Origin of the sequence: Streptomyces flavusporus (assembly GCF_046267975.1) — a bacterium.
GTDB classification, from domain to species: Bacteria; Actinomycetota; Actinomycetes; order Streptomycetales; family Streptomycetaceae; genus Streptomyces; species Streptomyces flavusporus.
Genome location: NZ_CP176503.1, coordinates 5650352 through 5665212 on the forward strand (window position 1 = coordinate 5650352; position 14861 = coordinate 5665212).

Below are 14861 nucleotides of genomic sequence, written 5' to 3' on the forward strand. Positions count from 1 at the left end.
CAGCGCATCAAGTGGACCCTCCGCGCACTCTGCCCCGGTCCCTGACAACTGCTTCTCTGGAACAGCTGATTCGCACGGATCAGAAACAGATCAAAGTGGTGCGGAGAAGGAGAGGAGCGCCCTTGACGCCGCAGTCCCCATCCCAGGGCCTGGAGGGGTGGCCCGCCCGCAGCTTCCTCGGTGGCCTGTCGGAACCCGTCCGCACCAAGCTGCTCGGGATCGGTACCCGCTGTCGTTACCTACCCGAAGAGATCCTGATCCGTGAGGGTGATTTCTCCAACCATGTGGTGCTCTTGCGCTCCGGATTCGTCAAGGTCACCGCTCGCCTGGACAACGGCCACGAGTCGTTGCTCGCCATCCGGGTCGGAGGGGACATAGTCGGCGAGATGGCCGCCATGGACGACGGTGCGCCGAGGTCGGCCACGGTCACCGCCTGCGGAGAGATCGTCGCCAGCATTGTCCGCGAGTCCGACCTCCGGTCCTTCCTCGAATCCCACCCCGAGGCGGCGCGCGCGGTCAACCGGATCGTCGTGCAGCGGCTGCGCTGGTCGAACCAACGGCGAGTGGAGTTCGGGGGGTATCCGGTCAAGGTGCGGCTTGCCCGTGTGCTCGCCGAGCTGGCGACCTCGTACGGGCATCCGGTGCCGCGTGGGCTGGTCATAGGGGTCGACCTCACCCAGCCGGAACCGGCCGCGCTCACCGGCTCGGCGGAGGTCACCATCCACAAGGCGCTCGCCGAACTGCGCAGAGACGAACTCATCACCACCGGCTACCGCCGTACCACGGTCCTCGACCTGAGTCGGCTGCGGGAAATCGCCCAGCTGCCCGCGGCCGTTCCGTAACAGGGGCGTCGCCCGCACCGCCTGCCGAAAACCGTATTTCTACGACCCACTCGGTGTTCCCCGTCTCCGGGCGCACAGTTGACACCCGACCTCGTTCGACCAAGGCAGACGGGTGACCGAGTCCATGACATCGCAATCGCATTCGCAGGAGATCATCACGCGGCATCTGTGCATGGCTGCCGACGTGGAGAAGTACAGCCGCCTCGACACTCCGAGCCAGGAGGCCTTCCAAGCCGACCTGGTGCGGGTGCTGGAAGAGGCGGCGGTGCTCAGCGGCCTGGACCGCACGGCCTGGGAACGTCAGCCGCAAGGCGATCAGGAATTCGCCGTCCTGCCGCTCGAAACCCAGGAACCGGTGGTACTCGGCGGCTTTGTACGGAACCTGGCCGTCCGGCTCGGCGAGAGCAACGCCAACCGTGCCGAAGAAGAGCGGATGCGGCTCCGGCTCGCCATCGACTTCGGCGTGGCCCGCACGGCCGCTCTCGGCTACAGCGGGCCCGCCCCCGTCTCCGTGGCCCGCTATCTCAACGCGCCCCAGCTGAAGCGGGTGCTGGAGGCTCTCGGCTCGACCGATCTCGCCTTGATCGTCTCCGACCGGATCTACCAGGACGTGGTCCGGCTTCGAGGCGAGGGCCAGGGCCTGGATCCGAGTCGGTACGTCAGGGTGCACGTTCACCAGAAGGAGTTCAGCGGCTACGGCTGGATCCACGTACCGGAGCACGGCCGGGAGGAGCTGGAGCCGCTCGTGGCCGACCCGGAGCCGGAGGAGGCCGAGGCCCCGCGCCCACCAACGTGGTGAAGAAGAACAAGGGCGGCGTCTTCCACTTCGGCAGCGGCGACGCGGCCAGGACCATGCACAAGAAGTACCACGGGTGATGGTGCGTGAGACATGGACGACAAGACCGAACCCGTGAGCGAACTCATGGACCCGCTTCCTGCTGAGCCGTCCGCCGATGAGGAGGAGGCCGCGTCCACACCCGCCGGCACGGAGACGACCGACGAACAGGTCGATTACATCCGGCAGTTGCGGGAACGGGGCCTGGCGCAGACCGTCGTCGACGGGGGAGTCAAGGCGAGAGCCGTCGGCTTCGGCAGCGGTGACGCGGCCGGGACGATCTACAAGAACTACTACGGCACTCCGGCCGTCGACCCTGTCGACGGCCGGGTCCCGGAGGACGACCTGGACCGGCTGCGCGAGCTGTACGTGGCACCGGCCACGCACACCGCTCTGGTCGAGCACCTGACCAGACACGGGGTCGCGGTGCTGCGTGGGGCCCCCGGCTCGGGGCGTTACACCACGGCACTGCTCGCCGTGCGGCAGGCGATGGACACCGGCGTCGTCGTCCTGGACTCAGAGGCGGGCGTGCGTCGGCTGGTGACGGACGAAAGAGGCCTTCAGCCGAGCCGGGGCCACGTCATCGAGGGCGACGGCACGGAGTGGGCGAACGAACTGCGCCCGCAGCTGCTCATACGGCTGCGAGCAGCGGCGTACGGCCGTTCCCCACTGGTGATCATCGTCGACGACCACGTGCCGGTCGGAGGTCTGACCGGGCACGTGGTCGAGCACGAGGTGGCGGACGGGATGCCGTTTCAGGTGCTGGAGCGGCATCTGACGGTGCTGCTCGCCGACCGGCCGCTGGACCGCCGCAAACTGTTGGAGCACGAGGGCCTGCGGGAAGACCTGCGCGGGCGCAGGTCCATGGCCGAGGTCGCCGGCCTGGCCGGTCAACTGGCGCGGCGGGTGCGCGACGGCGACGACGTCGACCAGATCGTGCAGGGGCTGGGAGCCGAGCTGCGGGCCAAAGCGGTGAGGCTCCTCGGACCGCCGCAGAAGAATGCGGCCGACGGGGCCGGCAGGCAGCAGCTGTCCCTGTGGTCGCACGCGTTCCTGCTGGCCTGTGTGGTGCTCGACGGGACGACGCTGAGCCGAGTCAGCCGGGAGTCCCACCGGCTCGCGGAGCTGCTGCACGGGGTGCGCTCACCGTCCTCGGTCCCGGCGATGCCGCTGTTCGAGGAGAGCGTTCGGGACTGGCTCGACCACTCCGACGTGGAGTTCACCGACCGGACCGGGCAACCGGTCGGGGCCCGGCACCCGGAGTGCCTGGTGCGGGTCAGCCAGCCCGGTCTCGGTGAGGCGGTCCTGGAGGTGCTGTGGCATGACCACAGCGGGGCCCGCGGCCCCCTGCTGGAGTGGCTGGACAGCCTCGTCGTCCGGGGCGAGGAGGACATCCGGGTGTCCGCCGCTCAGACGGTCGGCCTGCTGGCGACCTTCGACTGGCCTACGTACACGAGGAACTGCTCGTACGTTGGGCATCCGAACGAGGGGAACACGCCGATCGGCGGTGGTTCGCGGCGGCCTGGGCGCTGGAACGGGCGGTGACCGATCCGCTGCTCGCCCCCCGGGTTCAGCGCCTGCTGTCGCGCTGGTCCCAGCGCCGTGACTTCCAGGCGTGCGCCCAAGCCGCGTACGGCACGCGGATCGGCGCGAAGTTCCCCGCGGAGGCGCTGAGCAGTCTGGAGCGGATCGCCGGGGCGGGGACGAGGAGCGTGTGGGCCGCGGTACGGGAGATCTACGCGGCCGGATCACGAGCCCAGGTGCTGGAGCGGCTGGCCCAGTGGTCGGCCTCGTCACGCCACTGGCTGCGCGACGACGCGGCGAAGTGTCTCCAGGGGCTCAGCAGATTCCGTGGCGAGCGAGCGGTCACCGCCTTCCTCAAGGAGCCGGGGCCCCGTGAGCACCTGCTGCTGCTGAGTCGGCGGACCCTGCTCAGCAGCAGCCGTACACACCGCCAGTGCGGCTGGAACTGCATGCGGCTGTGGGTGGAGCGGGCCGGGGACGAACCGGGCCTCGACGAGCTGGTGGCCGAGTTCTTCGCCGAGTTGCCCGAGCCGGACGTCGAGGGCGACCGGCTGCGGGAGCGGCTGCTGTTCCACCTGCGGCTGTGGGGTCATCAACTCCCCGACGGCGACACGGCCCTACATATCAAGTCCCTTCTGGAGGAGAGGTGGTCGATGTGACCAGCACATCGCGTCGTGGCCCGTTCGCCTGGCTGCGAGGTCTGTTCGGCGGCCGGCCGGAGCAAAGGGCGCCCATCGAAGCCGTGATGGTCGAGGTGCCGGAGATCGCGTCGGTGCATCGCAACTCGACCGTCAGGTTCGAAACCCCCGCCAAGGGCGACGGGTTCGGCTTCCAGGTCGAGATCCGCTGCGACTGGTGCGCCGAGGGGCGCCTCGACGACCAGACGCTCGGCCGTGCCCTCGACGGCTATCAGGCGGTCATGCCCCAACGACTCACGGAGCGAGTCCGTGACATCGCCCGCCGCTACGAGCCGTTCCGTGCCGAGGAGGCCGAGCGCGCCGTCAACGACCATCTGCGGGAGGGGGAATGCTTCGAGAACGGGCTGGTGAGCTGTCGTACCGTCGCCTATCTCCAGCCCGCGCCGGAGGTACTGGAACAGCAGCGCAAGGCGGCCCTGGAACTCCAGGACATCGAGCACCGGTACGCGAAGTCCGCGCTCCAGGTACGGCTGCTGAGCGAGGTCGCCGAGAAGTGGCGGGCGTTCCTCGCCGGCGGGTTGGCCGGGGTCCGGCAGAACGATGACGCGCTCGCCTGGCTGACGCCCTGGGCGGTGCTGTTGGCCGAGCAGCCGGACAAGGCGGCCACCGAGGTCGGTGACATGTTCCGGCGGCGACAGAACCAGGTCGACGTGTTCGTCAAGCAATTGGAGGGGCAGTCGAAGGCGTATCAGGCGCAGGATCTCTTCGAGTTCGTCGCCACCAACGAGCGTCAACTCGGCCATGCGATGCGGTTGTTCGGCCTGCCTCTGCCGGGCGAGCTGGACTCCGGACGAGAGCCGACGGAGCCGCTGCCCGGCAGCGCCGCGAGCACGCGAGCATCGCCTGTGGCGAGGTGCTGCGCGCGCTCGCGGAGGAGGCCGAGTCCGTCGCTGGGCGCGTTCAGGCCGGCCAGGAGGCTCTGGCAGTGCCGGATACAGGTGATGACGTCTCGCCACGTGCGCTTGCTTCCGTGCGGGAAACGGCCACTGCGGCGGCGCCTGCTTCCGTCCTGCGCCCGGGCTACGACCCGCGGCCGCCGGCCGGCCCGCGCCGCGCGCGAGCGGGCCGATGCGGCGCTCGCCGAGCGGATCAGGGCCAAGTACACCTCCCGCGAATTTGCCGATGTCTGCGCCGGGTTGGGGGTACGGCAGTCCATGGGCGCAGTCGGCACGAGCGCGGACAACGCACTCGCCAAGTCGTTCAACGCAGCCCTCAAACGCGAGACGCTCCGTGGCGCCCGCCGCTTCGACGGGGCCCACGCCTGCCGCCTGGCGGTCTTCTGCTGGACCACGCGCTACAACACCCGCCGCAGGCACTCGGCGAACGGACAGCAGACACCGATCGCCTACGAACAGCAGTCGGCTGCCCTGACACTTGCCACATAACGACACAAACAGGTGTCCACCCCTCGGGGACAAGGCCCCTCGTCGAACAAGCCGTCGCCACCCTCAAATCCTGGCGGCTCCTCCGCAAGCTGCGTTGTTCGACCACCCGGGGAGCTCTCCTGAAAGGCGGCTCCATCCTTCAACTTGCGGTAGACGTCGACGGAGTGGAGCCAGGATCATCCTGGCTCCACTCCATGGTGCGGGCGTGTCACTGGAACTGTGCGAAGAACCTCCAGATCTCTGCCTTGGTCCAGGTGGCGACGCCGCTTTCGTTGGGGGAGCCGTCGACCGGACCGGGTATGTGGCCTCCGTCGAACGCGGCCCATTGGACCGGGTATCCGGCACGGCAGCCCGAGTAGGTGGTGGTGATGTGCGTTCGGCTGCCCGGCGCGGGCTCGCGCGGGCTCTGGGGGGTGCAGCCGTTGTTGCTGACGAATCTGTCGCGCAGGGACCGTCCTTGCGTGATGTTGAGGACGTTGTCGCTGATGCCGTGGATGCCGAAGTAGGCGGTGGGTTGGGTGCCGCCGCTGCACCCGCTGATCTGAGCGCCGGAGATGACCGCGACGGCCCTGAAGGCGTTCGCCCGGGCGCATGCGAGGGCGTAGCTCATACCGCCGCCCCAGCTGAAACCCGTGGCGAAGCGCTGTGCCGGGTTGACGCAGAGGCCGCCCTCGATTCGCCGGATCATGTCGTCGACGAAGGTGACGTCCTCATCGCCCGCATTGGCCCAGCCGTTGCCGAGGCCCTGGGGGGCGACGAGGATCGCGCTGTTGTTCGACTGCTCCTGTTGGCCGTAGTAGGACCAGGCGTTCCCGCTCGTGCCGCCCGAGGCGACGTCGCCGGCGGTTCCGCCCCGCCAGTGGAACGCGAAGATCAGCCGGTAGGGGTGGCTGTTGTCGTAGTTGGCGGGAACCCTGAGGATGAAGCTGCGGCTCTTACCGCCGCTCTGAATCGTATGCGTACCGCTCGCCAGGGTCGGGGTGCTGCCGCATGCGCCGCCGCCACCGGACGACAGCTTGATCATCTGCCATTGCTGGTTGGCGCCGCCCCAGTCGGTGTACTGGACGACGTTGCCGCCGTCGGCGGTGGAGGCGCCCTGCACCTCCACCGCCTTGCCGCTGGTGCGGTTGATCAGCCGGACGTGGCCCGCATCGGAGTCGGCCAGGCGGAACTGCTGGTTGGCCCCGTTGTGGTCGGCCCACTGCTGGATCGCGGCACCGTCGGCGGTCGAGGCGCCGGCCACGTCGAGAACCTTGCCCGAATGCCGGGCCTTGAGCCGGTAGAAGCCGCCGCCGGAGTCCACGAACTGCCACTGCTGGTTGGCTCCGTCGTTGCGCGTCCACTGGCTGACCCGCGCGCCGTCGGCCGTGGACACGTCATAGACGTCCAGCGCCTTGCCGCTGTTGCGATTGACCAGGACATACCAGGCATTGGTGTCCACCGTCGCCGCCTCGGCGGGCGCCGGATTCACCGCGCCGAGCATGCCGATCGCGAGGGTCGCCGCCACCGCGGCGGCGACCCGGGACCACCAGCGATGCCTTCGTGGAGGGGCGGGGGAAGCCGCACCATGGGTCTTCATCGATCCACCCTTTCGTTTGTGGCAGGTCCTATCAGGTGTGGGTCCAGCGTTGGTTGCTGCCGTTCCAGCAGGAGTAGAGCTGGATCAGGGTGCCGTTGGCGGTGCCGCCTGCGGCGGCGTCGAGGCAGAGGCCGGACTGGACGCCGACGATGGAGCCGTCGGAGGTGAGGCGCCATTTCTGGTTGTCGCCACCCCAGCAGCTGTAGATCTGGACTTTGGCGCCGTTGCCGGTGCCGGCGGCGTCCAGGCACTTGTTGCCGTAGACCCTGAGCTCGCCGGCGGCGGTGTGGGTCCACTGCTGGTTGGTGTCGTTGTGGCAGTCCCACAGCTGGAGCTGGGTGCCGTCGGTGGTGCCGGCGCCGGGCACGTCCAGGCAGCGGCCTGAAGCGACGCCCTTGATCTGCCCGGAATCCGAAGGGGGCGTAGAGGAGCCGGCGTTGAGTGCGTTGAGGACGGCGGTGTAGGCGGGCTTCTTGCTGCCGTCGCCGTTGAACAGCAGCGGCGAGTGCTCCGGTCGCCAGGAGTCGGTGTCGCGCACACCCCAGACGGTGATGCCGAGGCAGCGCGGGACGGCCAGGCAGTCGTTGATCACGTTGGCGTAGGTCGTGGCCGAGGCGCCCTGGATGTCGAGTTCGGTGATGGCCACGTCGACGCCGAGGGCGGCGAAGTTCTGCAGGGTGGTGCGGAAGTTGCTGTTGTAGGGGCTGCCGCTGTTGAAGTGCGACTGGAAGCCGACGCAGTCGATCGGCACGCCGCGCTGCTTGAAGTCCCGGACCATGGCGTACATGGCCTGGGTTTTGGCCCAGGTCCAGTTCTCGACGTTGTAGTCGTTGTAGCAGAGCTTGGCGGCCGGGTCGGCGGCGCGCGCGGTGCGGAAGGCGACCTCGATCCAGTCGTTGCCGGTGCGCTGCAGGTTGGAGTCGCGCCGGGCTCCCGAACTGCCGTCGGCGAAGGCCTCGTTCACGACGTCCCACTGGGCGATCTTGCCCTTGTAGTGGGACATCACGCCGTTGATGTGGTCGATCATCGCCTGGCGCAGCGCGCCGCCGCTGAGGCTCTGCATCCAGCCGGGCTGCTGGGAGTGCCAGGCCAGGGTGTGACCGCGCACCTGCTTGCCGTTCTGCACCGCCCAGTTGTAGACGCGGTCACCGGCGGTGAAGTTGAACTGGCCCCGCTGCGGTTCGGTGGCGTCGATCTTCATCTCGTTCTCGGCCGTCACCGAGTTGAACTCGCGGCCCGCGATCGCCGTGTACGCCGAGTCGCCCAGCCTGCCCGAGGCGATGGCGGTGCCGAAGTAACGACCGCTCTGCGCTGCCGCGGCGCCGAGCGTGCTCTCGGCGGCGTGTGCTCTCGGCGGCGCGACCAGTGCACCGACCACACCGAGGACGCCGACGACCAGCGCTATCAGCAGACCGCGGAGCTTCCGGCGGACGGCGGGTGGGGGAATGGCATACGAGCCCATGACTGTGCCTCCAGGGTAGAAATCACGGAAGGACTGAAGTGCAGCGGAATGCGTCGTCCGCTCCCACTCGGCAGGCGGACGAGGCGGGCCGGAATCCGGGCATTACGGGATCACTGGACATCGTGGTCGTGGAACCGGGACGATCTCGACCGGCGCGGACAGCACCCGGTCGGCCTCCGGGTGAGTACGGGGCATTCCAGGGTGAAGGAGCCCTGGAGCGGCAGGTCGCCGCTGGACCGTCCGACGGCCACGGCCGATATCCCCGGGTTCTACCCTCCTCCGCAGGTCGAGCCCGGTGAAAGAGGTCCGGCCGGCGGACGGCCGCGCCCGGCTGCAGCTCGCCCCTGCCGACCCCGGCCGGCCACCGCTGCGGCCGGACGACGAACGCCACGGGATCCGAGAGGTACGGCTGGACGACCTCCGTACCGCCCACCTCGCCGACGTTGCGGACGGTGACCGAAACGGCGACGGCCCCGTCCGTCGCGGCGACTGGATCCACCGAGAACTCCGGGTAGGTGAAGCTGGTTCAGCTGAGCCCGGGCCCGAAGGGGAACAGCGGGGTCGGCCATGGACGTGCGGAGGAGAGCGGACTCGGCGGGGACGGCGGGCAACGCCGGCGCCAGGCCGTAGAGGACGACCACGGCCGCGCGTACCGGACGCGGGCGGCGGCGGTGTTTCGACAGAGGCATGGGGGTATTCCATCGAGGCTCAGCCGGGGGGCCGCCACACGGCGTCGCGTACCTCTCCAACTGCGCGAAGAGCCGGGATGCGCTGGTGCGAACCTCACCGGAACGGAAACGGGGTGGCGCGGGTGCTGTGGTGCGCGGATCTGTCGTGCAGCACAGATTGCTCAGGGCCAATGTTGTTCGAAATTTCGAATTACAACCGGTGCCTCAGACAGGGATGATTGAGGGATTGACGGTGGATCGTCAATACTCCCCGCAGAAGAAGTTTCCGTTCCTTGCCCGAAACTTTCCGGAATCCCGGCGAGTCGGACGGGGAACCGCCGGACCCCCAGCGCCGCCGTCGGCGGAGCCGTAGGACCGGGGCCCGGACGAGTGTGCTCATGACGACGCGGTCGCCTCGCGCAGGGCTCGGATGAAAGGCTCGACCAGCACGTCGGCGAACTCGCGCGGCCCCGAGGCGACGGGGGCCGTGTTCCGGCCGCCGCGCGAGGCCGAGTACCGGCCAGGGTCGGACGCTGCTTGCTCAACTCCTCTCCTCTGCGCGGACGCCTTGGACTGGCGAGCTGTATCGCAAACTTCCGGATGGTTTCCGGTCGGGAGGACAGCTCGTCAAGCCCAAAGGAGAGGGGCTGTTTATGGACAGACCGGCGACAGGCCTTGACCGGGAAGCCCCACATTCCTAGCTTGTGGCGTCAAAGAGTCCGAGAAGTTTCCGTAAGGTTTTCGAGACTGAACTGACACTTCCCACCCCTGAGGTCTCCATGGCCAGCACCTCCCGGACGCCTGGTGGATCCGCTGGCGTGACGGCCCCTGCCGGCAGCCGTCACAACCGTCCGTCAGCCGGGGCGGCTGAAGGCCGGAGACCTCTCTCATCTCGGTCCACGGCGAAGTGCTCCGGCTTGAGCGCCCAGAGCACCAACTCTTCGGCATATGCGGCGCCTTCGCACCTCTCCCGTCCCTGCCCCCCGGCGCGGCCGCTCCGCGGTTCATCGGGGGTCACCTCACCCCCGCCCCCCAAGGAGGTCTTCTGATGTGGTTTCGCCGTCCGTCCCCGGCCCACCTGAGACGCCTACTCGCCGTCCTTGCGCCCTTGCTGCTCGTGGCTACCTTCCTCGGTGCCCAGCCCGCCGGCGCGGCGACCGTCGACCCCAACGCCTGGTATGTGCTGGTCAACCGCAACAGCGGCAAGGCCCTGGACGTCTACAACCTGGCGACCAACGACGGCGCCCGCATCACCCAGTGGACCAGGAACGATCAGAACCAGCAGCAGTGGCAGTTCGTCGACTCCGGAGACGGCTACTACCGCATCAAGTCCCGCCACTCCGGCAAGGTCCTGGACGTCCACAACTGGTCCACCGCGAACGGCGGCTCGATCGTCCAGTGGGCCGACCTGAATGGCACCAACCAGCAGTGGCGGCTGGCCGACAGCTCGGATGGCTACGTGAGGTTCATCTCGCGCCACAGCAACAAGGCCCTCGAAGTACAAGGTGCCTCCACCGCCGACAACGCGAACATCGTCCAGTACGACGACTGGGGCGGCACCAACCAGCAGTGGCAGCTCGTCAAGGTCGGCGGCGGCAACCCCGGCCCGTGCGATCTTCCGTCGACATACCGCTGGACATCAACGGGCGCGCTGGCGCAGCCCAAGCCGGGGTGGGTCTCGCTCAAGGACTTCACCGTCGCCCCCTACAACGGCAGGCAACTCGTCTATGCGACGACGCACGACACGGGGACGAGGTGGGGTTCGATGAACTTCGGCCTGTTCACCAACTGGTCGGAGATGGCCTCGGCCAGCCAGAACACCATGTCAGCTTCCACCGTCGCGCCCACGCTCTTCTACTTCGCGCCGAAGAACATCTGGGTGCTCGCCTACCAGTGGGGTGGGACCGCCTTCTCCTACCGGACGTCGAGCGACCCCACCAACCCGAATGGCTGGTCATCCGAGCAGGTGCTCTTCTCCGGAAGCATCTCCGGCTCCGGGACCGGACCCATCGACCAGACGCTCATCGCCGACGACCAGAACATGTACCTGTTCTTCGCCGGTGACAACGGCAAGATCTACCGGGCCAGCATGCCGATCGGGAACTTCCCGGGCAGCTTCGGCTCGTCGTACACGACGATCATGAGCGATACGACGAACAACCTGTTCGAAGCCCCGCAGGTCTACAAGCTCCAGGGCCAGAACCGCTACCTCATGATCGTCGAGGCGATCGGCTCGCAGGGCCGCTACTTCCGCTCGTTCACAGCCACCAGTCTGAACGGCTCATGGACACCCCAGGCCGCGACCGAGAGCAATCCCTTCGCCGGCAAGGCCAACAGCGGCGCCACCTGGACCAACGACATCAGCCACGGCGAACTGATCCGCACCAGCGCCGATCAGACCATGACCGTGGATCCCTGCAATCTGCAGTTGCTCTACCAGGGGCGCAGCCCCAACTCCGGCGGCGACTACGGCCTCCTGCCCTACCGTCCGGGCCTGCTGACACTGCAGCGCTGACGGCGTGACACGAGTCCGGCTCCGGTATGGAGCCGGCGGGGCGGGCTCGGCGGAAGGCCGAGCCCGCCGGGTCCCTCCCTGTCAGTCTGTGGTCGGCGCCGAGGTGTCCAACCAGACCATCTCCACCATTACCGACAAGGTCATGGACGGCATGGCCGAATGGCAGAACCGCCCGCTGGACCGCGGGCGGTCCTGTTCGTGGACGCCATCAACGTCAAGATCAGGGACGGGCAGGTCGCGAACCGGCCGGTCTACGTCGTGATGGCGGTGACCGTGGACGGCACCCGCGACATCCTCGGGATCTGGGCCGGTGACGGCGGCGAGGGAGCCAAGTACTGGCTGCACGTGTTCACCGAGCTGAAGAACCGCGGCCTGGACGACGTGCTGATGCTGGTCTGCGACGGGCTCGAGGGCCTTCCTTCCTGCTGCCGAATTCGTTCCGGTATGCGGCCCGCCAGGACTGGGACAAGGTCGCCAAGGCACTCAAGCCCGTCTACACCGCACCCAGCGAGGACGCGGCGACGGAACGGTTCCTGGAGTTCCAGGAGTCCTGGGGAGGGAAGCATCCGGCGATCGTGAAGCTGTGGTCGGACGCCTGGGCCGAGTTCGTGCCCTTCTCTCCTTCGACATCGAGATACGCAAGGTCATTTGCAGCACGAACGCCATCGAGAGCGTCAACGCCCGCATCCGCAAGGCCGTCCGTGCCCGCGGACATTTCTCCAACGAGGCCGCCGCCCTCAAGTGCATCTACATGGCGCTGATGAGCTTGGATCCGACGGGCAAGGGCCGCAAGAGGTGAACCATGCGCTGGAAAACACAGCTGAACGCGTTCCAGATCGCTTTCGAAGGCCGCCTGACCCCGAGCAACAACTGACCATCAACAACCAAGACCAGCCGTTAAATTGACATACCCACGGTGCCGCGACCCTCGCCCATGCGGCCGGGGCCGACCTGAAGGACATCCAGGAGATGCTCGGTCACTCCTCGATCACCATCACGGCCGACACGTACGCGAGCCTGCCCGGCCTGGGCACCGTGCCGGCCGCCAAGCCCGTGGGCCACGTCGGCGACGCCGGCCGCTTCCCCACCGAACACCGCTTCGCCGGCTGCACCGGCAGCGCGCCTCCGGACGCCTCCAGCGGCAACAACGTCCGCCACCGGCTCAACGCCGGCGGCAACCGCGCCCTGACCTCCGTGCTGCACATCATCGCCGTCTGCCGGATCCGCAACAGCGGACGCGGACAGGACTGCTACCTGCGCAAGATCGCCGAAGGGAAGACACCCGCCGAGGCCCGCAGAGCCCTCAGACGCCGACTGTCCAACGTGGTCTACAGGATCATGAAACGCGACCAACGGACCACCTTGCCCAGGCCGCTTGACACACAGAGGCGCTGAAGAAGCTGGCTCCGGGGCGGAGGGTGCACCGCTCACCCAAACGGACCCGAACGAGGAGCCCGAGGCCGAACAGAGCACCTCCCTGGGGAACCCCCAGGTCGGCAGCGTAATGCGTTGTGCCCCCGGCAGGATTCGAACCTGCGACACCCGCTTTAGGAGTGGGATCGAATCCTTGCCGGGGGGTTCCAGTTTCTGCCGCGTGGTGCTGTTCTGCCTGGTCAGCACCATGCGGCACGCCGCCTGGTCCAAGACGTGACGACTGTTGTCGGCCCGTCCGCTCACGCATCGCTCACGCAGCGGCGGTACCGCCCAGGCGTCTCGCAGCGCCCTCTGGGGCTGCGACGGGGGCCATCAGGTCATCCGTAAGTGGTGCAGAGCGGTCGGCAGTCGCCGCCTGGGGATCATCGGACATAGGGTCCGTTCATACGGCAGGATTCGACGAAGCGGGGGTAGACATGGGGGACTTGGTGATCGATGCGCGGTCCGATGCGGAGGGCCCGGAGGACGTTCCTTCCGACGAGGCCGCCCCTGCCCCCGGCCGCGGTCCGAAGCGACGTCACTCCTTCTGGACGGAGCTTCCGATCCTCGTCGGCATTGCGCTGGCACTGGCCTTTCTGATCAAGACGTTCTTGCTCCAGGCGTTTCTGATCCCCTCGGGCTCCATGCAGAACACCCTGCTGAAGGACGATCGCGTCCTGGTCGACAAGCTCACTCCGCGGTTCGGCTCAGAACCCGCCCGGGGCGAGGTCGTGGTCTTCCGCGATCCAGGCGACTGGCTGGTGGGGCATCCGATGGAGGAGCCCAACACGGTACAGAAGTTCCTGAGCTTCATCGGGCTGATGCCGGCGGCCGGGGAGAAACACCTGATCAAGCGGGTCATCGGCGTCGCCGGAGACACGGTCGAATGTACGGGCACGGGACCACTGAAGGTGAACGGCAGGCCGCTCACCGAGCCGTACGTCTTTCCCGGAAACACCGCCTGCAGCACTGACGGGGACGGCCAGTTCAAGGTCACGGTACCCAGCGGCCACCTCTGGGTGATGGGCGACCACCGGCAGAGCTCGCAGGACTCCCGTTACCACCAGAGCGACCCTCGCCGCGGAATGGTGCCCCTGACGGACGTGGTGGGCCGCGCCGTCGTGATCGCCTGGCCGGTCGGCCACTGGGCGACTCTCCCTGTGCCGAGCACCTTCGAACAGCCGGGTCTTACTCCTACGCCGTGAAAGCCAGACCGCTCGCGCACACGATCTTCGCGATCGCACACGGCATTCTCGGCCGGAGTCTCATCTTCCGTATTTATTCGGAGACTTGGGCCTGACGCGGCTACGTGGGACCGCAAAGACCCGGCACCATTGTGACGTGCATCACATTTGGATCATGAGTGCTCCCCTGTGGACCCTCTGCGCCCCTACTGTTACGAGCCGTCACGGCGAGATTGAACATCAGTTCGAGTTCAGTCGGTGCTGTGGCGCGTGCCGTCCCCTAACTGGGGACGGTTCTCTCTTGTGGAGGGGAACCAATGAAGACCAACATGCGTAAGGGGATCGCTGTCGCGTCCCTGGCCGCCGCTGTCGTCGTCGGGGGGGCTTCGGCCGCGATAGCGCGCGACGGCAACGGCTCCATCTGGGTCGGCAACACCTACGCGCACATCAGCGGCTCCATCTACTGGTGGCCCAGCGGCAGCAACCACGGCGGCATGGAGGTGTCCGGCTACCTGTACGACGACGAGCCGGACTCCAACTCCGTCAAGGTTCAGGGCAAGGTCTCCGGCTACAGCTACACCACGCTGTGGACCAACTCCAACGGGAACGGAACCCGCGTGTGGGGCGACAAGGTCGTCTACGACCCTGCGGCGCTCTACGTGACCACCGGCAGCGTGCAGACCTGCCGCTACAACAGCTGGGGCACCGACCAGTGCACCAGTGAGTACATGACTCGCTGACCCCCTGGGCGGCGGA

At 67.8% G+C, this 14861-nt stretch carries 10 protein-coding genes and 3 pseudogenes; 11 read left to right on the forward strand and 2 right to left on the reverse strand.

The features are described 5' to 3' along the window. The first annotated feature begins 122 nt into the window (after positions 1-122). From ACKTSN_RS26865 to ACKTSN_RS26890, 6 genes and pseudogenes are all read left to right on the forward strand, one after another. Positions 123-842, forward strand: a complete 720-nt coding sequence (locus ACKTSN_RS26865; RefSeq protein ID WP_409471453.1) for a Crp/Fnr family transcriptional regulator — start codon at positions 123-125, stop codon at positions 840-842. Positions 843-966: 124 nt separating this feature from the next. Then, positions 967-1641, forward strand: coding sequence for a hypothetical protein (locus ACKTSN_RS26870; RefSeq protein ID WP_409471454.1), 675 nt, complete (start codon positions 967-969; stop codon positions 1639-1641). Between the two features lie 90 nt (positions 1642-1731). Next, complete coding sequence (locus ACKTSN_RS26875; protein ID WP_409471455.1) at positions 1732-3222, forward strand: hypothetical protein; 1491 nt, start codon at positions 1732-1734, stop codon at positions 3220-3222. Then, positions 3219-3860, forward strand: a complete 642-nt coding sequence (locus ACKTSN_RS26880; protein ID WP_409471456.1) for a hypothetical protein — start codon at positions 3219-3221, stop codon at positions 3858-3860. Before ACKTSN_RS26875 ends, ACKTSN_RS26880 begins: the two co-directional genes overlap by 4 nt. Positions 3861-4993: 1133 nt before the next feature. After that, positions 4994-5284: pseudogene (locus ACKTSN_RS26885) on the forward strand (integrase core domain-containing protein); the annotation flags it as partial. Between the two features lie 32 nt (positions 5285-5316). Continuing rightward, positions 5317-5394, forward strand: a pseudogene (locus ACKTSN_RS26890) (IS5/IS1182 family transposase); the annotation flags it as partial. A gap of 98 nt (positions 5395-5492) precedes the next feature. On the opposite strand, the gene ACKTSN_RS26895 reads toward ACKTSN_RS26890, so the two are convergent. Together ACKTSN_RS26895 and ACKTSN_RS26900 are read right to left on the reverse strand one after the other, a co-directional pair. Then, positions 5493-6863, reverse strand: coding sequence for an RICIN domain-containing protein (locus ACKTSN_RS26895; RefSeq protein WP_409471457.1), 1371 nt, complete (start codon positions 6861-6863; stop codon positions 5493-5495). A gap of 31 nt (positions 6864-6894) precedes the next feature. Further along, entirely contained in the window at positions 6895-8325 is a 1431-nt protein-coding gene (locus ACKTSN_RS26900) for an endo-1,4-beta-xylanase (protein WP_409471458.1), read from the reverse strand. Positions 8326-10041: 1716 nt separating this feature from the next. On the opposite strand from ACKTSN_RS26900, the gene ACKTSN_RS26905 reads away from it, so the two are divergent. The 5 genes and pseudogenes from ACKTSN_RS26905 (at position 10042) to ACKTSN_RS26925 (ending at position 14845) form a co-directional block, all read left to right on the forward strand. Next, positions 10042-11508, forward strand: coding sequence for a non-reducing end alpha-L-arabinofuranosidase family hydrolase (locus tag ACKTSN_RS26905; RefSeq protein ID WP_409471459.1), 1467 nt, complete (start codon positions 10042-10044; stop codon positions 11506-11508). Positions 11509-11596: 88 nt separating this feature from the next. Then, positions 11597-12382 (forward strand): annotated as a pseudogene (locus ACKTSN_RS26910) (transposase); the annotation flags it as partial. Positions 12383-12477: 95 nt separating this feature from the next. Continuing rightward, positions 12478-12903: a transposase gene (locus ACKTSN_RS26915; protein WP_409471460.1), complete on the forward strand. Its 426-nt coding sequence runs from the start codon at positions 12478-12480 to the stop codon at positions 12901-12903. 455 nt (positions 12904-13358) lie between these two features. Continuing rightward, positions 13359-14126, forward strand: a complete 768-nt coding sequence (gene lepB, locus ACKTSN_RS26920; protein ID WP_409471461.1) for a signal peptidase I — start codon at positions 13359-13361, stop codon at positions 14124-14126. A 296-nt stretch (positions 14127-14422) separates the two neighbouring features. Then, entirely contained in the window at positions 14423-14845 is a 423-nt protein-coding gene (locus tag ACKTSN_RS26925; protein WP_409471462.1) for a hypothetical protein, read from the forward strand. Positions 14846-14861: the final 16 nt, after the last annotated feature.